An 18,067-nucleotide genomic window follows, 5' to 3' on the forward strand; every position below is an offset into this window, starting at 1 on the left:
TACGGCTTTCAAGATCCATCTGTTGTGGGGTGATCTCGTGGTGAACCTGGGACTCAGCGAGGAGCAGGCCGCCGTACGGCAGCTCGCCCGGGACTTCGTGGAGCGCGAGATCGCCCCGCACGTGGTCGCCTGGGACCGGGCCGAGGAGGTCGACCGGGGCATCGTGAAGAAGCTCGGCGAGGTCGGCTTCCTCGGTCTGACCATCGACGAGGAGTACGGCGGCTCGGGCGGCGACCACCTCGCGTACTGCCTGGTCACCGAGGAGCTGGGCCGTGGGGACTCCTCGGTCCGCGGGATCGTCTCCGTGTCCCTGGGGCTGGTCGCCAAGTCGGTCGCGGCCTGGGGGAGCGAGGAGCAGAAGCGGCGCTGGCTGCCGGGGCTGACCGCCGGTGAGTACGTCGGCTGCTTCGGCCTCACCGAGCCCGGCACCGGCTCCGACGCGGGCAACCTCTCCACCCGCGCCGTGCGCGACGGTGACGAGTACGTCCTGAGCGGCACCAAGATGTTCATCACGAACGGCACCTGGGCCGACGTCGTCCTCCTCTTCGCCCGCTCCACGGACGCCCCCGGGCACAAGGGCGTCTCCGCCTTCCTTGTCCCCACCGACACCCCCGGCCTGACCCGCCGCACCATCCACGGCAAGCTCGGTCTGCGCGGGCAGACCACCGCCGAACTGGTCCTTCAGGACGTCCGGGTGCCCGCCTCGGCGATGCTCGGCGAGGAGGGCAAGGGCTTTACGGTCGCCATGTCCGCGCTGGCCAAGGGGCGGATGTCGGTGGCCGCGGGCTGCGTCGGCATAGCCCAGGCCGCGCTGGACGCGGCCGTGAGGTACGCCGGTGAGCGCGAGCAGTTCGGAAAGCCCATCGCCCACCACCAGCTGGTGCAGGAGCTGATCAGCGACATCGCCGTCGACGTGGACGCGGCCCGGCTGCTCACCTGGCGGGTCGCCGACCTCGTCGACCGAGGGCAGCCGTTCGCCGTCGAGGCCTCCAAGGCCAAGCTGTTCGCCTCCGAGGCCGCCGTGCGCGCCGCCAACAACGCCCTCCAGGTCTTCGGCGGCTACGGCTACATCGACGAGTACCCGGCCGGCAAACTCCTGCGCGACGCCCGCGTGATGACCCTCTACGAGGGCACGAGCCAGATCCAGAAGCTGCTCATCGGCCGGGCGCTGACCGGGGTCTCCGCTTTCTGAGTACCTGCCTGAGTACCTCGGCGGATGTGGCGCGGGCCACGTCCGCCGATGATCGTCGTCATGAGTGACACACCGGTCAAACAGCAGAGCACGGCCGCCTTCTACGGTCAGGCCGTCGCCTCGTTCGCGGTCGCCATGGCGGCCACCGCCGTCGGTATCTTCAGGCTGGACGCCGACGCCTGGGTGCGGGCCTTCCTCGCCATCGCCGTCCTCTACCTCGTCACGTCCGCCTTCACGCTCGCCAAGGTGATCCGGGACCGGCAGGAGGCCGGGCAGATCGTCAGTCGCGTCGACCAGGCCCGCCTGGAGAAGCTGCTCGCCGAGCACGACCCCTTCGAAAACCACTGAGCGGCCCGGAAAGGGCCGACAGGCACCGGCGGGCGCCGACAAAGTCCGAGAGGCTCCGGGAAGCTCTGAGCGGGCACTCTAAGCGGTCGCTCACCTTCAGCGGTATGGTGGTGCTCCTGTCACCGAGAGGGGCGAGCTAGCGATGAGTACGGCGGAGGAGACGACCGGCGGCGAGGTAGAGCCGTGGGAGGAGGTCACCCCTGACGCGGCCCGACGACTGCTCGTCGCTGCCGTGGAGGCCTTCGCCGAGCGCGGCTACCACGCGACGACGACCCGCGACATCGCGGGCCGCGCCGGCATGAGCCCGGCCGCGCTCTACATCCATTACAAGACCAAGGAAGAGCTGCTCCACCGGATCAGCCGGATCGGCCACGACAAGGCCCTGGACATCCTGCGTACGGCGGCCGGGCGCGAGGGCACCGCCGCGGAGCGGCTCGCCGGCGCCGTCAGCTCCTTCGTGCGCTGGCACGCCGGGCGGCGCACGACCGCGCGGATCGTGCAGTACGAACTCGACGCGCTCGGCCCCGAGGCCCGCGCCGAGATCGTCGCGCTGCGCCGTCAGGTCGACGGCGAGGTGCGCGGGATCATCGAGGACGGTGTGGCCTCGGGCGAGTTCCAGGTGCTGGACGTGCACGGCACCACCCTCGCCGTGCTGTCGCTGTGCATCGACGTGGCCCGCTGGTTCACCGTGGACGGCCCGCGCACCCCCGAGGAGGTCGGCGCGCTCTACGCCGACCTCGTGCTGCGGATGGTGGGCGCCGAGCAGGGCGCCCCCCGGGCTCAGAGGTAGTAGCGGGCCACCGACTCCGCGACGCAGACCGGCTTGTCGCCGCCCTCGCGCTCCACGGTGAAGGCGACGGCGACCTGGATGCCGTCCTTGACGTCCTCGACACCGGTGATCGTCGCGGTGGCGCGCAGCCGGGAGCCGACCGGGACGGGGGCGGGGAAGCGGACCTTGTTCGTCCCGTAGTTGACGCCCATCTGCACGCCCTCGACGCTCATGAGCTGCGGCCCGAAGAGCGGGAGCAGCGAGAGGGTCAGATAGCCGTGCGCGATCGTGGTCTTGAACGGCCCCGCTGCGGCCTTCTCCGGGTCCACATGGATCCACTGGTGGTCCCCGGTGGCCTCGGCGAACAGGTCGATGCGCTTCTGGTCGACCTCCAGCCAGTCGGTGTAGCCCAGCTGCTCGCCCACAGCGCCCCTCAGTTCGTCGGGGGAGGTGAAGGTCCTCGGTTCTGCCATGTTCCCGGCCTCTCGCTCGCATGTCTAAGCAACTGCTTAGCATGGTCGGGTGCGGGGACGATGTCAACGGATGGCGGGCCGAGCGGGTCGGTAGTCTCTGCGGGGTGCCGCAGATTCCCGAGAAGATCCACGAGCTGACCGTCGGCCAGCTGTCCGCGCGCAGCGGCGCGGCCGTCTCCGCCCTGCACTTCTACGAGTCCAAGGGATTGATCACCAGCCGCCGCACCTCGGGCAACCAGCGCCGCTACAGCCGCGACACGCTGCGCCGGGTCGCGTTCGTCCGTGCGGCCCAACGGGTCGGCATCCCCCTGGCCACGATCCGCGACGCCCTCGCACAACTCCCCGAGGAGCGGACCCCGACCAGGGAGGACTGGGCCCGCCTCTCGGAGACCTGGCGCTCCGAACTGGACGAACGCATCAAGCAGCTGAACCGCCTGCGCGACCACCTCACGGACTGCATCGGGTGCGGCTGCCTGTCCCTGGCCACCTGCGTGCTGTCCAACCCGGACGATGTGTTCGGCGAGCGGCGCACGGGGTCGAGACTGATGCCCTCGTAGCGACCTACTCGTACTCGGTCCCGCCCTTGCGGGTCAGGTAGGCCGGGCTGACCGCCTTCGCGATCGCGCGGCCGCCGGTCACCCCGCTGTACCGCTCCACGGCAGGACGTATCACCACGCCCTCCCGCAGATGCAGCCCCCGCCCGGACACGGTCTCGCGTCCACCGGCGACCTCCAGCACCCGCTCGATGTCGTACGGCCCCGAGAACAGCCGCGGCACCAGCGGCAGTTCTCCTTCCAGCACCTCGGCCGCGTCCAGCCACCGTACGGACCCGTCGATCTCCGCCGACACGTCGAACGCCGCGTACCCCAGCGTCTCCCGCCGCCCGTCGGCCCCGTACGTCAGATCCTGCACCCCGGCCCCGTACACCTCCCCGAAGATGCCGACCCGCCGTGCGCCCAGCCGCTCGCAGAGCCTCGCCGCGGTCTCGGCGACGCCGTGCCCCCGCACCGCACGCCAGTACAGGTTCCGCGGATCCTCCCGCAGCGCGAGGGACTTCGCCCCGAAGCCCTTGGAGGACACATACGCCCGGTCCTGGTCGGCGACATAGGTCAGCAGACAGGCCGAACCGTGCAGCTTCTCCGTCAGGACGACGGGCTCGCCCGGCGTGAAGATGTCCGGGTACCGCTGGATGTTCTCGATGTCGACCCACGGCAGCAGCTCCGCCGCCGGCTCCACCTCACCGCTCATGGTCGGCGGGATCGGCGGCACCCACTTGGTGATGCCCAGCCGCTCGGCGAAGTCGGTCCCCTCGGCCGCGGCCCGCGCGAGGTCGACGTCGGCCAGCGCCTTCGGCCGGCACACGATGCCCTGCGACAGCTCGCCCCGCAGCCGTACCGCCTTGACCCGGTCGGCGTCGCCGCCCGCCAGCCGCCCGGTCAGTCCCAGCTCCTCGATCAGATCGGACGGGAGCACGGACTGCTCGGGGATGTACACGGCGGCCTCACCGGTGCGGTACGCGCCCTTGGCGACGACGGCCCGGTACAGGCCCACCTGGGCCAGTTCGAGCGCATCGGCGTTCGGATGCTCGTGGACGGTCAGCACTTCGGCGGTGACGCGCAGCGTCGACATCTCGGGACTCCTCGGACGGCGGGAACGAAGCGTGTTCCTCACGTGTGTTCCATCGCGTCCCACTCTCCGGAGAGGAAAGGGGTGGAGCCAGCGGATTAGCGGCTGGTAGCGTCACGATCTTCGGTCGGCGGCGACGCCCGGCACGGAGTACCGAACGGGGCCGAACTCCCATGTCCACGCCCGCCCTTGCCGCCGCGCTCGCGGACATCGACACGGTCTTCAACGGATTCTCCAGCCCCACCGAGACCGGCTGTGAGCGCTGCTTCGCGCCGCAGGAGACGGCATATCTGCGCACGCCGTACACCCGGGTCCCGCCCGACCTGCTGCGCCGCTTCGTCCACAAGGTGCCCGGCCACTTCGAGGACCACGCCGCCGTGATGCGACGCCTGTTGCCGCAGTGCGCCCGGGCGATGGCCGACGGCGGCCTGGACGACCTCGGCTGGAGCCCGCACGGTCTGAGCCGGGTGGACTGGCGCTCCTGGCCGGCCGGGCAGGCGGCGGCGGTGGAGGCGTTCGTGCTCGCCTGGTGGGACGACGTGCTCACGTCCCCCGAGCCGCCGTACCGCGTCCAGGACGTGTTCGAGACAGGCGCCTCGATCCTGCGCACGATGACTCCGCTGCTCGACCGGTGGCAGGCGCACCCGGTCGCCGACACGCACCTCGTCGACTGTGCGCGGGACTGGCTGTGCACGTTGAGCAGCGACCACTGGCCGTTCATCTGGTGGACCCGGGACGACGAGTCCGCCGGCGTCGCCGAACTCCGGGCCTGGCTCGCCCGGCACGCGCCCGACCGGCTGCGCGCCCGGGGAGAGCCGGACCTGGCGACCCGGGCCCGACTCGTGGGCCTGCCCTACGAGGAGCGCTGGAACGACCCGTACTGGACCAACCCCTCGGCCACCAGCTGAGCGTTGGAGGCGGCTCGTGCGCCGCCCGGCAGCGACAGCGTGTCCTCGACGCCCATCCGGGTGGCCAGGCCCAGGCGTCCGGCCAGCCTCAGCACGGGCCAGGCACCGCCCTCCTCGCCGTGCAGCAGAACCGGTCGGCCGTGTGCGTCGCCGAGGCCGGTGAGCAGGACGTGCGCCGACGCCTCAGCGGTCGCCGGGTCCGGGTCGGTCACCTCCGCGAGCACCCGCAGCACACTCGGCCCGAGCGGCGAGGCCGCGAACCGGGCGGCTCCGTCGGTGCCGGACCAGATGCCCGCCTCCACCGCGATGCCCATGGTGAGCAACTGCCCGGCGACCTCCTCGGCGCCCGGCTCATGCCAGTTGACCGAGGCGAAGTCGGGCCGCACCGACCAGCCGCGCACCCGGTCGAGCCGGGCGGCCGGATCGGGCTCGGCCCAGGCACCGGTGCTCACTCCGAGCGGCACCGTCACCCGCGCCCGCAGGGCGTCGAGCGTCGGGGCGAGCACCCGTGGGGAGAGACTGTCGTGTCCGCACGGCGTCTTCGGATGGACATGGACCTCCGTGGCCCCGGCCGCGACGGCCTGTGCGGCGGACCGCGCCAACTCCCGAGGCGACAAAGGCACCGCTGCCCCGTCGGCGGCCGAGCGGCGCCCGTTGACACACACCTGCATCATGCCCCCATGGTGGCGGCCGCCACTGACAACGCCCTGGTCCGGGCAAGGGGTGCGGCATCCCCCGGCGCACCCCCGGTTCCCCCTCTGCCGGTCAGGCCGACATCAGCAGCCGTCCACGCCCGGCGCAGGCCAGCGCCTCGCGCGTGAGCACGGGCCGGGGCACGAGGATCCCGCAGTCCGTGCAGACCGGACCGGACGAAGGCTCGTGGTCCAGGCCGTACTTCCACACGAGGCGCTCCCCGCCGCACACCGGGCACGCCGCGCCCGGTTCCCGCTCCAGGGCGGCGATCAGCCGGCGCAGCACCTCGGCCAGGGGCTCGTCGGGGTGGACCCGCGGGTCGTCGCACCATGCGACCCCGAACCCGCCCCAGGTCAGCCGGTGCCAGTCGTCCACGCTGCCCGGCCGGCGCAGCCCGTCGTGCTTCTCCTTCTTGCGGCGCTCGGCGAACTCGGCCTCGTAGCCGAGCCAGACCGCCCGCGCCTCCTCCAGTTCCTCCAGTGCGGCCACGAGCCGCGCCGGATCGGGTGACCGGTCCTCCGGACCGAAACCGGCCCGGGAGCACAGATGGTCCCAGGTCGCCCGGTGCCCGTAAGGAGCGAACCGCTCCAGGCACTTGCGCAGTGAGTAGCGCCGCAGCGCCAGATCACACCGTTGATCGCGCACCTGTCTCGCCAGACTTCGGAATCCGGCCATCGCCCTGCACCTCCGTCACACCTGCGTCCGCACTTCGGTCACTTCGGCGTCGCCGTACGGGTTCCGCGCGACGTCGCCGAGTAGACGTATCGACACACGATCCGGCTCCATCCGATTTCCGATGCCCTCCCATAAGGCGCCCCGGGTTGACCGCCGGGCATCTTCTCCATCCACTCCAAAAGTTGACGCATGTTCATCTTCAATCCCGGGGATACCGGCGGTAACGTCCGGCCCACCCCCGTCGGGAGGAGCTGCCATGCCACGGCGCACCCCACGCAACGTGTTGTTCGACAAACTGAGAACTCCCCGCAGGCTCACCGGGTTCCTGAAGACGGCATCCGTATGCGTGCTAGTCGCAGGACTTCTCTGTCCGCTCACCCGGACAGCGGCGGCCGAGGAGAGCGTCGCGGCCTCGAACGACTACTGCGGCGGCCAGTGTTCGGACATCCTGCCGCCGGGCGAGAACGGCAACGCGACCCTCGCCCAGATCCTGCTCAACCAGGCCTTCGGCATCCAGCCCTCGCATGCCGAGGACCAGCTCGGACCGTACGCCAACCTGGCGACCGGCTACTCGGGGCTCACCGACTCGAAGATCAACACCTTCTTCAATGACGCCTCGTTCGGTGTCCCTTCCGACCAGGTCGCCTCCACCGAGAAACCCGCCGGCCGCGGCGACGTGACGATCATCCGTGACAAGAAGGCCGGTGTGCCGCACATCACAGGCACCACCCGGTACGGCACCGAGTTCGGCGCCGGGTACGCGGCCGGCGAGGACCGGCTCTGGCTGATGGATGTGTTCCGGCACGTGGGCCGCGGCCAGCTGACCGGCTTCGCCGGCGGCGCGGCCGCCAACCAGGGGCTTGAGCAGCAGTTCTATCGCAACGCCCCCTACACCGAGGCGGACCTCCAGGCGCAGATCGACCACGCTGTCGCCAACAACGGCGCCCGCGGTCAGCAGGCCCTCGCCGACGCCAACGCCTACCTCGCCGGCATCAATGCCTATATCGACGCCTCCGACAGCGGCCGCTACTTCCCCGGTGAGTACGTCCTGACCGGCCACAAGGACTCCATCACCAACGCCGGCACCATAGACCACTTCAAGATCACCGATCTGGTGGCGCTCGGCTCCGTCGTCGGCTCGCTGTTCGGCTCCGGCGGGGGCGGCGAGGTCAACAACGCCCTGTCCCTGATCGCCGCCCAGTCCAAGTACGGCGTGGAGCAGGGCACCAAGGTCTGGGAGTCCTTCCGCGAGCGCAACGACGCCGAGGCCGTCCTCACCGTCCACGACGGCGAGAGCTTCCCCTACGCCGCCAAGCCCGACAGCCCCCAGGGCGAGGCCCTGCCCGATCCCGGCTCGGTGACCCAGGAACCGCTCGTCTACGACCGCACGGGCAGCGCCGGCACCACGAGCGCCGAGGCCGCCTCCAGCACGGCGGCCAGGACCGCGCTCGGCTCCGCCAGGCGCGGGATGTCCAACGCCCTGGTGGTCGGCGGCAAGTACACCGCCAGCGGCCACCCCGTCGCCGTCTTCGGACCGCAGACCGGCTACTTCGCCCCGCAGCTGCTCATGCTCCAGGAGATCCAGGGCCCGGGCATCAGCGCCCGCGGCGCCTCCTTCGCCGGCCTGAGCATGTACGTCGAACTCGGCCGCGGCCAGGACTACTCGTGGAGCGCGACCACCTCCGGCCAGGACATCATCGACACCTACGCCGTCGAGCTGTGCCAGGACGACTACCACTATCTGTACCGCGGCACCTGCACGGCGATGGACAAGGTCGAGCAGAAGAACGCCTGGAAGCCGACCGTGGCCGACGGCACGGCGGCGGGGTCGTACACGATGCGGGTGTGGCGTACGAGGTACGGGCCGGTGGAGTACCGCGCCACCGTCGGCGGCAAGAAGGTCGCCTACACCACGCTGCGCTCCTCCTACCTCCACGAGGCCGACTCGATCATCGGCTTCCAGATGCTGAACGACCCCGACTACGTCAAGGGACCGAAGGACTTCCAGAGCGCGGCCCAGCACATCAACTACACCTTCAACTGGTTCTACGCCGACTCCCGGCACACCGCCTACTACAACAGCGGTGACAACCCGGTCCGGGCGAGCGGCGTCGACGCCGAGTTCCCGGTGTGGGCGCAGCCGGCGTACGAGTGGAAGAACTGGGACCCTGCCACCAACACGGCCGACTACACCCCGGCCTCCGCCCACCCCAACTCGACCGACCAGGACTACTACATCTCCTGGAACAACAAGCAGGCCAAGGACTACACGACCGCGTCCTGGGGCGACGGGTCGGTGCACCGCGGCAACCTGCTGGAGGACCGGGTGAAGAAGCTGGTCGCGGCCGGCGGGGTGACCCGTTCGGCGCTGGTGAAGGCGATGGCGGACGCGGCCCTCGCCGACCTGCGCGCCGAGGACGTGCTGCCGAAGCTGCTGAAGGTGATCAACTCCTCCCCGGTGACCGATCCCACGGCCGCCGCCGCGGTGAGCAAGCTCCAGACATGGGTGACCGCGGGCGCCCGGCGCACCGAGACCTCGGCCGGTTCGAAGACGTACGCCGACGCCGACGCGATCCGCATCCTGGACGCCTGGTGGCCGCTGCTGGTGAAGGCGGAGTTCGAACCCGGCCTGGGCAGCGACCTGTACACCGCGTTCACCGGCAATCTGCCCGTGGACGAGGCCCCGTCCGCCGGACACGGCCCGACCGGCTCACACGCCGGAAGCTCCTTCCAGTACGGCTGGTGGAGCTATGTCGACAAGGACATCCGGGCGGTGCTCGGCGAGTCCGTGCAGGGCGGTCTCGCCCAGAAGTACTGCGGCGGCGGCAGCCTCGGCGCGTGCCGGGACGTCCTGATCGGCAGCCTGAAGCAGGCCGCGGGCCTGACCGCGGCCCAGGTCTACCCGGGCGACGACCTGTGCTCGGCGGGCGACCAGTGGTGCGCCGACTCGATCAACCAGCGCACCCTGGGCGGCATCAAGCACGGCAAGATCAGCTGGCAGAACCGGCCGACCTTCCAGCAGGTCGTGGAGTACACCTCGCACCGCTGAGGTGATGCGGGCGGCGGGTCAGGCGATACGGCCCGCCGCCAGCACCACCCGCGCCAGCTCCGGGTGCACGATGTCGCTGTGCGCCCCGGCCGGCGGGCCCCCGCGGCGGACGACCGCGGCCGCGTCGACATTCACACACCCCGACGCGGGCAGGGGGCCGCGCAGGGCCGCGGCCAGGTCCAGACCCACGGTGCCCGGCACCGCCTGCACCCCGTCGTGACCCATGGCTCCCCACCGGGCACCCGGCATCAGCCCGAGGTCGAACCCGGTGACCGACCGGTCGTCGTCCGACATCCGCGAGGCCAGCGGATACACGGTGCCGAGTGCGGAGTCGAAGTGCGAGTAGCAGCACACCAGCGGGCCGTCGACACGGTGCTGCCGGCCCTGGAGCGCGCCTGCCCTGTCCGCGTCCTGGGGCAGCCGTGCCGCGAACGCGTAGTGGGAGAAGGCCCCTTGGAGCAGGGTCACGGACTTCACGCTGCGCACCGCGTCGGGCAGCCCGCGCAGCGCGAACGACACCAGCCGCCCGCCGAAGCTGTGGCCGACCAGATGCACCCGCACCTGCGCGGCCGCACCGGCCAGCTGCCCGATGACGGGCCCGAGCCCGTGCTCGCCCACCGTCCCGGCGCGCCGTTTCATCGTGTAGTACGTCGCCTGCCGCAGCAGCTCCTTGGCGCCTTCCCACGGGTTGGGCAGCGAGAACTCCGCCGTCCCGCCGGACGAGCCGAGCCCGGCGAGCGCCTGGGCGAACTCGTCGCAGACCGCGGCCGGGTCCCCGCCGAACACGGCCGGCTCGCCCTCCTCGGCCGTGTCCGTCGCGCTCACCCGGCGCGGGCCGTCCGGTGACGGTTCGACCAGCAGCCGCACCAGCCGCCCGAACTCCGCCAACCCCTGCTCGCCGGCGGGCTGTTCGTCCAGCATCCGGGCCAGCTGATCGAGCACGGTGGCCCGGCCCGGGAAGGTCTCCAGCAGGGCGCGCCGGGTGTCCTTGTCCAGCGCCGGACGCGGCACCGCCTCTGCCGCCACGGCCGCCACCGACCTCGGGAAGTCCGGGATCGGCTCGTCGCAGAACCGCATCGACGGCCAGATCACACCCACGTACCCGATCCGCGCCTTCGGGGCGAGCTTCGGGACCGGGGCGAAGAAACTCCGGTACAGCGCGGTGGCGCCCGAACGGTCGTTGTTCCAGCCGTGCGCGAAGACGATCAGGTCACGGACGCCCCGGTCCGTGACCTGCGCCAGCAGCCGGTCGCGCTCCGGGCCGTCCACGTCCCCGTCCGCGTCGAAGGTCAGCTCCCAGTAGGGAGTCACACCCGTCCCCGGATCCGCCATACCAGGCTCCCTCGTCCCCCGAAACGATGCGATGCGGTCGTATCGTCCTGCGGCGTGGCAGAGTTGGCCATACGGTGCGGGTCACTTGTAGAGCAGATATTCCTTTCGAACCCCACGGAACGCGGCCAGCTCGTCCTGCCAGGCGGCGGCCACCTCGTCCGGGCCGGCTCCGGCGTCGATCATCGTCCGCACCCGGGTGGAGCCGGTGAGCTTGTCGATCCAGTTGTCCGAGCGCCAGGCGAAGCCGCCCCAGACCTTCCTCGCGGTCACCAGCAGGGTCACCCCGGTGCGCACGGGGTCGTAGGCGGCCCGGTCGTGCACATGGATCTGCACGCCCCCGACGGTCCTGCCCTCGAACTTGGAGAAGGTGGGCGCGAAATACGCCTCCCGGAACCGCACACCCGGCAGCCCGAGTTCGTTGACCGCGGCGGCCCATCGCCCGTCGATGCCCTCGGCGCCGAGAAGTTCGAAGGGCCGGGTCGTGCCGCGCCCCTCGGAGAGGTTGGTGCCCTCGAACATGCAGGTGCCCGAGTACACCAGCGCGGTGTCCGGCGTGGGCATGTTCGGGCTCGGCGGCACCCAGGGCAGGCCCGAGGCGTCGTGGAACCACGAGCGCTTCCAGCCCGTCATCAGCACGGTCTCCAGCGGGACGGGCGTGCTCAGGTACTCCCCGTTGAACAGCCGGGCCAGCTCGGCGACCGTCATGCCGTGCGCCTGCGCTATGGGCTGCCGGCCGACGAAGGTGGCGAACTCCTTGTGCAGGACCGGCCCCTCGGCCGAGCGGCCGGTCACGGGGTTGGGCCGGTCGAGGACGACGAACCGCTTGCCCGCGAGCTGGGCCGCCTCCATGCAGTCGTACAGCGTCCAGATGTAGGTGTAGAAGCGGGCTCCCACGTCCTGGATGTCGAAGACGACCGTGTTCACGCCGGAGGTGGCGAAGATGTCCGCCAGCGGCCGGCCGCTCTTCAGATAGGTGTCGTAGACGGGCAGACCGGTCGCCGGGTCGTCGTAGCGGCCCTCGGAGCCGCCCGCCTGGGCGGTGCCGCGGAAGCCGTGCTCGGGGCCGAAGACCGCCGTCAGCCTGACGCGGGGGTCCGCGTGCATGACGTCGACGATGTGGCGGGCGTCCGTGGTGATGCCGGTGGGGTTGGTGACGATTCCGACCTTCTGGCCGTGCAGGAGGGCGTAGCCGTCGGCCGTGAGGCGCTCGAAGCCCGTTTGCAGGTGCTCGCGGGGTTTGGCCGTGAAGGGCGCTGCGGGCGCCGCCACCAAGGAGGCGGATGCCAGAAGGCTCCGTCTGGAAAGGTGCATGGGGTGACCTCCGGATGTGTGGCAGGTGCGGGCCGGGTCTGGCTGGTCGAGCATGTGCGGCAGAGCTGCCTTCTGGGCACTGCCCCGCGCTCCTTAGGTTGGTGCGATTGCCCTTCCCTCACACATACCGACCGGTTAGTCTGGCCGTCGCTGAGCCGAGTCGCGTCGTGCCGAAGGAGACCGATGGTGGAAGCCGTGCAGGATGCGGGAGTGGTCGTCACCGGAGCGGGCGGTGGGATCGGGGCCGCGTTGGCCCGCAGGTTCGCCGCCGAGGGTGCCCGGGTGGTCGTCAACGACCTGGATGCCGGCAAGGCCGAGGCGGTGGCGGGGGAGATCGGCGGGATCGCCGTACCGGGCGACGCCTCCGCGATCGTCGGCGATGCCCGCGACGCGCTCGGCGGCTCCGTGGACGTCTACTGTGCCAACGCCGGCGTCGCCTTCGGGTACGAGGGGGCGGGCGAGACCCTCGACGAGCGGTCCTGGGAGCTGTCCTGGGACGTCAATGTGATGGCCCATGTCCGCGCGGCCCACGCGCTGCTGCCGCACTGGCTGGAGCGCGGCCGCGGCCGGTTCGTCTCCACCGTCTCGGCCGCCGGACTCCTCACCATGATCGGTGCCCCCGCCTACGCCGTCACCAAGCACGGTGCGCTGGCCTTCGCCGAGTGGCTGTCCCTCACCTACCGCCACCGGGGCGTCAAGGTGCACGCCATCTGCCCCCAGGGCGTCCGCACCGACATGCTGGCCGCCACCGGCAGCGCGGGCGACCTGGTGCTGCGGCCGACCGCGATCGAGCCGGAGGCGGTCGCCGACGCCCTGTTCCAGGGCATCGAGGAGGACCGCTTCCTGATCCTGCCGCACCCCGAGGTCGCCGAGTACTACCAGGCGCGGGCCGCCACCCCCGACCGCTGGCTCGCGGGTATGAACCACATCCAGCAGAAGTGGGAGGCCGGCCGGTGAGCCCCTCCCCGTACGCGGCCCGGCCCTGGCTGGCCCTGCTCAACGAGGCCCAGCGCGGCCCGATCGACCCCGCCGACTCCCTGGTGCACGCCCTGCGCCACGCCGTCGCCGAGGCTCCCGACCGCACCTTCCTCGCCTACTTCGATGCCCGGCTGAGCTACCGCGAGGCCGACGAGCTGAGCGACTCGGTGGCCGCCCACCTCGCCGGGCGCGGTCTGGAGCGCGGCGACCGGGTCGCCGTCCTGCTGCAGAACTCCCCGCACTTCGTGCTGGCCGTCCTCGGCGCCTGGAAGGCGGGCGCCACCGTCGTGCCCGTCAACCCCATGTACAAGTCGGCCGAGGTCGCCCACGTCCTGCGGGACGGCGAGGCGGCCGCGCTGATCTGCTCCGACCGGGCCTGGGAGTCGTATCTGCGGGACACGGCCGCCGACTCGCCGGTGCGGATCGTGCTCACCGGGTGCGAGCTGGACTTCCAGACGCGTGACGACACGCGCGTGCTCACCTTCGAGCGGCTGCCCCAGGCCCCGGACGCCGACGATCTCGTGACGGTCGCCCGGCAGGGCGGCCGGGCACCCGAGGGCCGCGACCCGCGCCCCGAGGACATCGCGCTGGTCAGCTACACGTCGGGCACCAGCGGCACCCCGAAGGGCGCCACCAACACGCACGGCAACATCATGCACAACGCCGAGCGCCAGCGGACGGGGCTCGGCCTGCCCGAGGCCCCCGTCTACTACGCGCTCGCCCCCCTGTTCCACATCACCGGGATGGTGTGCCAGTTCGGCGCCTGTCTGAACAGCGCGGGCACGCTGGTGCTCACCTACCGATTCGAGCCCGGTGTCGTCCTGGAGGCGTTCGCCGAGCACCGCCCGCACTACACGGTCGGCCCGTCCACCGCCTATATGGCCCTGGCCGCCCACCCCGAGGTCACCCGCGAGCACTTCGCCTCCTTCGTGAACATCTCCTCCGGCGGCGCCCCCGTGCCGCCCGCCCTGGTGGAGAAGTTCCGCGACCGCCTCGGGCCCTACATCCGCGTCGGCTACGGCCTCACCGAGTGCACCGGCCCCTGCGCCGCCGTCCCGCCCGGCCTGGAGGCGCCCGTCGACCCCGTCTCCGGGACGCTGGCGGTCGGTGTGCCCGGCGCGGACACGGTCGTGCGCATCGTGGACGAGCGGGGCGAGGAGGTCCCCTTCGGCGAGCAGGGCGAGATCGTCGTACGAGGGCCCCAGGTGGTACCCGGCTACCGGCTGCGCCCCGAGGCCACCGCCGAGACCTTCCCGGACGGCGAGCTGCGCACCGGCGACATCGGGTTCATGGACCCGCAGGGCTGGCTGTACGTCGTCGACCGCAAGAAGGACATGATCAACGCGTCCGGCTTCAAGGTCTGGCCGCGTGAGGTCGAGGACGTCCTCTACACCCATCCGGCGGTGCGCGAGGCGGCCGTCGTCGGCGTGCCGGACGGCTACCGCGGTGAGACCGTCAGGGCCTACATCAGCCTGCGTCCGGGCGCCGAGGCGGACCCGGATGAACTTGCGGTGTACTGCAAGGAGAGACTGGCGGCCTACAAATACCCGCGCCAGGTGGAGATCCTGCCCGACTTGCCCAAGACGGCGAGTGGGAAGATCCTCCGTCGGGAACTGCGTTCCCGCGCGCACGACAGTCAGCAGTAACGACGGAAAGGCAGGTGGCGGCAGTGCCCAGGACGACGGACGGAGACGGGACGCCCGTTCCGCAGCGGCTGCTGAACGCCGCCACCCGCCTTTTCGCCGAGCAAGGCTACGACCGCACCTCGGTGCAGGAGATCGTGGAGGCGGCCGGCGTCACCAAGGGGGCGCTGTACCACTACTTCGGGTCCAAGGACGACCTTCTGCACGAGGTGTACGCGCGTGTGCTGCGCGTCCAGCAGGAGCGGCTGGACGCCTTCGCGGGCGCGGACGAGCCGATCGAGAAGCGTCTCAGAGCCGCGGCCGCCGACGTCGTCGTCACGACGATCGAGAACCTCGACGACGCGATGATCTTCTTCCGCTCCATGCACCATCTGAGCCCGGAGAAGAACAAGCAGGTGCGCGCCGAGCGCCGGCGCTACCACGAGCGCTTCCGCGCCCTCATCGAGGAGGGCCAGCGCGAGGGCGTCTTCTCCACGGCGACCCCGGCCGACCTGGTCGTGGACTACCACTTCGGCTCGGTCCACCACCTGTCGACCTGGTACCGCCCGGACGGCCCCCTCACCCCCCAGGAGGTCGCCGACCACCTGGCCGACCTGCTGCTGCGGGCGTTGCGCCCGTAACGCGCGTGGAGGTACGTGCAGTCCGTGACCTCCTGGACGTACACGTAAGGGGCGGTCGCCATGGCGACCGCCCCTTACGCACGCTTCCCTAGAGGTACTTCTTCAGCTCCCGCCGCGCCAGCGACCGCTGGTGCACCTCGTCCGGGCCGTCGGCGATCATCAGGGTGCGCGCTCCCGCGTACAGCTCGGCCAGCGGGAAGTCCTGGCTCACGCCGCCCGCGCCGTGCAGCTGGATCGCGCGGTCGATGATGTCGACCACCGCCCGGGGCGTGGCGATCTTGATGGCCTGGATCTCGGTGTGGGCGCCCCTGTTGCCGACGGTGTCCATCAGCCAGGCCGTCTTCAGCACCAGCAGCCGCAGCTGCTCGACCGTCACCCGGGCGTCCGCGATCCAGTTCTGGACCACGCCCTGCTGGGCCAGCGCCTTGCCGAACGCGCTACGGGACACGGCACGCCGGCACATCAGCTCGATCGCCCGCTCGGCCATGCCGATCAGCCGCATGCAGTGGTGGATCCGGCCGGGGCCGAGCCGGGCCTGGGCGATGGCGAAGCCGCCGCCCTCCTCGCCGATCAGGTTGGCGACGGGCACGCGCGCCTGGTCGAAGATCACCTCGGCGTGGCCGCCGTGGTAGTGGTCCTCGTAGCCGAAGACCTGCATCGCGCGCTTGACGGTGACGCCCGGGGTGTCGCGCGGGACCAGGATCATCGACTGCTGGCGGCGGATGTCCGACCCGTCGGGGTCGGTCTTGCCCATCACGATGAAGATCTTGCAGTCGGGGTTCATCGCCCCGGAGATGTACCACTTGCGACCGGTGACGACGTATTCGTCCGTGCCGTCGGAGGCTCGCTCGATGTGCGTGGTGATGTTGGTGGCGTCGGAGGAGGCCACCTCCGGCTCGGTCATCGCGAACGCCGAGCGGATCTCACCGGCGAGCAGCGGCTCCAGCCACTGCTTCTTCTGCTGCTCGCTGCCGAACTGCGAGAGCACCTCCATGTTGCCGGTGTCCGGTGCCGCGCAGTTGAGGGCCGTGGGCGCGAGCTGCGGGGAGCGGCCGGTGATCTCGGCGAGCGGCGCGTACTGGAGGTTCGTCAGCCCGGCGCCGTACTCGGCGTCCGGCAGGAAGAGGTTCCACAGGCCCTGCCTGCGGGCTTCCGCCTTCAGCTCCTCGACCACGGCCGGAGTGTCCCAGGGTGAGGCCAGCGCGGCGCGCTGCTCCTCCGCCACCGTCTCCGCCGGATACACGTACTCGTCCATGAAGGCGAGCAGCTTGGCGCGCAGCTCCTCCGTGCGGGCGTCGAACGCGAAGTCCATGTCTGCTCAGCCTTCCTGAAGAGTGGTCAGTCCGTGGTCGATGAAGACGGGCACGAGTTCGCCGATGCGGTCGAAGCCGCGCCCGACCGTCTGGCCGAGCGTGTACCGGTAGTGGATGCCCTCCAGGATCACGGCGAGCTTGAACCAGGCGAACGCCGTGTACCAGGAGACGGCGGAGACATCGCGCCCCGATCGCGCGGCGTACCGCTCGATCAGCTCCCGCGGGGACGGGTGTCCCGGTGCCTCGGCGGTGGTGGAGACGGGGGAGTGCGGCATGCCGAGCGGCCGGCTGTACATCACCAGCAGGCCCAGGTCGGTCAGCGGGTCGCCGAGCGTCGACATCTCCCAGTCGAGGATCGCGTTGATCCGGTCGTCGGCGCCGATCAGGACGTTGTCCAGCCGGTAGTCGCCATGCACGACGGTGGGCGCGGGGGAGGTGGGCATGGCGCGTCCGAGGGCCGCGTGCAGCTCGTCGATGCCGGCCAGCTCGCGGTTGCGGGAGGCGTCCAGCTGCTTGCCCCAGCGGCGCAGCTGCCGGTCCAGGAAGCCCTCGGGCCGGCCGAAGTCCGCGAGGCCCACCTCGGCGGGGTCCACCGCGTGCAGCTCGACCAGCGTGTCCACCAGGGACAGCACCGCGTTGCGGGTGCGCTCCTCGCCCAGCGGGGCGAGCTGGTCCGCGGTGCGGTAAGGGGTGCCCTCGACGAACTCCATGACGTAGAACGGCGCTCCGAGCACCTCCTCGTCCTCGCACAGCAGCACGGGGCGGGGGACCGGTACGTCCGTCGGGTGCAGCGCGCTGATCACCCGGTGCTCGCGCTTCATGTCGTGTGCGGTGGCCAGCACATGGCCGAGCGGCGGCCGCCGGACGACCCACTTCGAGGTGCCGTCGGAGACCGCGTAGGTGAGGTTCGACCGTCCGCCCTCGATCAGCCGGCCGGTCAGCGGACCGTTCACCAGACCGGGACGCTCACGGTCGAGCAGCCCGCGCAGCCGGTCGGGATCGAGTCCGGGCGGGTGGTCGGCGCTCATACATCACTCCTACGAACGGGCGAACAGGAACCCGACTTATGATGCCGACCGGTCGGTATGTCGTCCAGTGCATACGCCGAACGTGGCGAGAAACGTGACCGGAGCCACG

17 protein-coding genes are annotated in these 18,067 nt (G+C 71.1%); 9 read left to right on the plus strand and 8 right to left on the minus strand.

Features of this window, described 5'->3' with window-relative positions:
* Positions 1–40 precede the first annotated feature (40 nt).
* The 3 genes from ACIRU3_RS31980 (at position 41) to ACIRU3_RS31990 (ending at position 2,330) form a co-directional block, all read left to right on the plus strand.
* Entirely contained in the window at positions 41–1,192 is a 1,152-nt protein-coding gene (locus ACIRU3_RS31980) for an acyl-CoA dehydrogenase family protein (RefSeq protein ID WP_404063715.1), read from the plus strand.
* A gap of 60 nt (positions 1,193–1,252) precedes the next feature.
* Complete coding sequence (locus ACIRU3_RS31985; RefSeq protein WP_404063602.1) at positions 1,253–1,540, plus strand: YiaA/YiaB family inner membrane protein; 288 nt, start codon at positions 1,253–1,255, stop codon at positions 1,538–1,540.
* A gap of 142 nt (positions 1,541–1,682) precedes the next feature.
* Positions 1,683–2,330 carry a TetR/AcrR family transcriptional regulator gene (locus ACIRU3_RS31990; RefSeq protein ID WP_404063604.1) on the plus strand — a complete coding sequence of 216 codons (648 nt, stop codon included), beginning with the start codon at positions 1,683–1,685 and terminating at the stop codon, positions 2,328–2,330.
* Here ACIRU3_RS31990 and ACIRU3_RS31995 read toward each other — a convergent pair.
* Positions 2,321–2,782 carry a MaoC family dehydratase gene (locus ACIRU3_RS31995; protein WP_404063607.1) on the minus strand — a complete coding sequence of 154 codons (462 nt, stop codon included), beginning with the start codon at positions 2,780–2,782 and terminating at the stop codon, positions 2,321–2,323. The two genes, ACIRU3_RS31990 and ACIRU3_RS31995, sit on opposite strands and share 10 nt — an antisense overlap.
* A gap of 104 nt (positions 2,783–2,886) precedes the next feature.
* Between ACIRU3_RS31995 and soxR the strand changes: the two genes are divergently transcribed.
* Positions 2,887–3,339, plus strand: a complete 453-nt coding sequence (gene soxR, locus ACIRU3_RS32000; protein ID WP_404063610.1) for a redox-sensitive transcriptional activator SoxR — start codon at positions 2,887–2,889, stop codon at positions 3,337–3,339.
* Between the two features lie 4 nt (positions 3,340–3,343).
* Here soxR and ACIRU3_RS32005 read toward each other — a convergent pair whose 3' ends face one another.
* Positions 3,344–4,411, minus strand: a complete 1,068-nt coding sequence (locus tag ACIRU3_RS32005) for an RNA ligase (ATP) (protein ID WP_404063613.1) — start codon at positions 4,409–4,411, stop codon at positions 3,344–3,346.
* A 170-nt stretch (positions 4,412–4,581) separates the two neighbouring features.
* Between ACIRU3_RS32005 and ACIRU3_RS32010 the strand changes: the two genes are divergently transcribed.
* Complete coding sequence (locus ACIRU3_RS32010) at positions 4,582–5,316, plus strand: hypothetical protein (protein ID WP_404063616.1); 735 nt, start codon at positions 4,582–4,584, stop codon at positions 5,314–5,316.
* Here ACIRU3_RS32010 and ACIRU3_RS32015 read toward each other — a convergent pair.
* On the minus strand, positions 5,262–5,990 hold the full coding sequence (locus ACIRU3_RS32015) for a 3-keto-5-aminohexanoate cleavage protein (RefSeq protein ID WP_404063619.1): 729 nt from the start codon (positions 5,988–5,990) through the stop codon (positions 5,262–5,264). The genes ACIRU3_RS32010 and ACIRU3_RS32015 overlap by 55 nt on opposite strands.
* A 91-nt stretch (positions 5,991–6,081) precedes the next feature.
* A complete protein-coding gene (locus ACIRU3_RS32020) occupies positions 6,082–6,684 on the minus strand; it encodes a hypothetical protein (protein ID WP_404063622.1) in 603 nt (200 codons plus the stop codon).
* Between the two features lie 256 nt (positions 6,685–6,940).
* Between ACIRU3_RS32020 and ACIRU3_RS32025 the strand changes: the two genes are divergently transcribed.
* Complete coding sequence (locus ACIRU3_RS32025; protein ID WP_404063625.1) at positions 6,941–9,733, plus strand: penicillin acylase family protein; 2,793 nt, start codon at positions 6,941–6,943, stop codon at positions 9,731–9,733.
* An 18-nt stretch (positions 9,734–9,751) separates the two neighbouring features.
* Here the strand turns inward: ACIRU3_RS32025 and ACIRU3_RS32030 are convergent, their stop codons facing one another.
* Positions 9,752–11,065, minus strand: coding sequence for a serine-threonine protein kinase (locus ACIRU3_RS32030; protein WP_404063627.1), 1,314 nt, complete (start codon positions 11,063–11,065; stop codon positions 9,752–9,754).
* An 81-nt stretch (positions 11,066–11,146) separates the two neighbouring features.
* A complete protein-coding gene (locus tag ACIRU3_RS32035; RefSeq protein WP_404063630.1) occupies positions 11,147–12,376 on the minus strand; it encodes an exo-beta-N-acetylmuramidase NamZ domain-containing protein in 1,230 nt (409 codons plus the stop codon).
* A 183-nt stretch (positions 12,377–12,559) separates the two neighbouring features.
* On the opposite strand from ACIRU3_RS32035, the gene ACIRU3_RS32040 reads away from it, so the two are divergent.
* From ACIRU3_RS32040 to ACIRU3_RS32050, 3 genes are read left to right on the plus strand one after another with little or no spacing between them, the layout of a single operon-like run.
* Entirely contained in the window at positions 12,560–13,333 is a 774-nt protein-coding gene (locus ACIRU3_RS32040) for an SDR family oxidoreductase (protein ID WP_404063633.1), read from the plus strand.
* Complete coding sequence (locus ACIRU3_RS32045; protein ID WP_404063636.1) at positions 13,330–15,000, plus strand: class I adenylate-forming enzyme family protein; 1,671 nt, start codon at positions 13,330–13,332, stop codon at positions 14,998–15,000. Before ACIRU3_RS32040 ends, ACIRU3_RS32045 begins: the two co-directional genes overlap by 4 nt.
* 23 nt (positions 15,001–15,023) lie before the next feature.
* Positions 15,024–15,617: a TetR/AcrR family transcriptional regulator gene (locus ACIRU3_RS32050; RefSeq protein WP_404063638.1), complete on the plus strand. Its 594-nt coding sequence runs from the start codon at positions 15,024–15,026 to the stop codon at positions 15,615–15,617.
* An 88-nt stretch (positions 15,618–15,705) separates the two neighbouring features.
* Here the strand turns inward: ACIRU3_RS32050 and ACIRU3_RS32055 are convergent, their stop codons facing one another.
* Positions 15,706–16,929: an acyl-CoA dehydrogenase family protein gene (locus ACIRU3_RS32055; protein WP_404063641.1), complete on the minus strand. Its 1,224-nt coding sequence runs from the start codon at positions 16,927–16,929 to the stop codon at positions 15,706–15,708.
* Positions 16,930–16,935: 6 nt separating this feature from the next.
* Complete coding sequence (locus ACIRU3_RS32060; RefSeq protein ID WP_404063644.1) at positions 16,936–17,958, minus strand: phosphotransferase family protein; 1,023 nt, start codon at positions 17,956–17,958, stop codon at positions 16,936–16,938.
* Positions 17,959–18,067 lie beyond the last annotated feature (109 nt).

Source organism: Streptomyces sp. NPDC101151, assembly GCF_044768335.1.
In the GTDB taxonomy this organism is placed as follows: Bacteria; Actinomycetota; Actinomycetes; order Streptomycetales; family Streptomycetaceae; genus Streptomyces.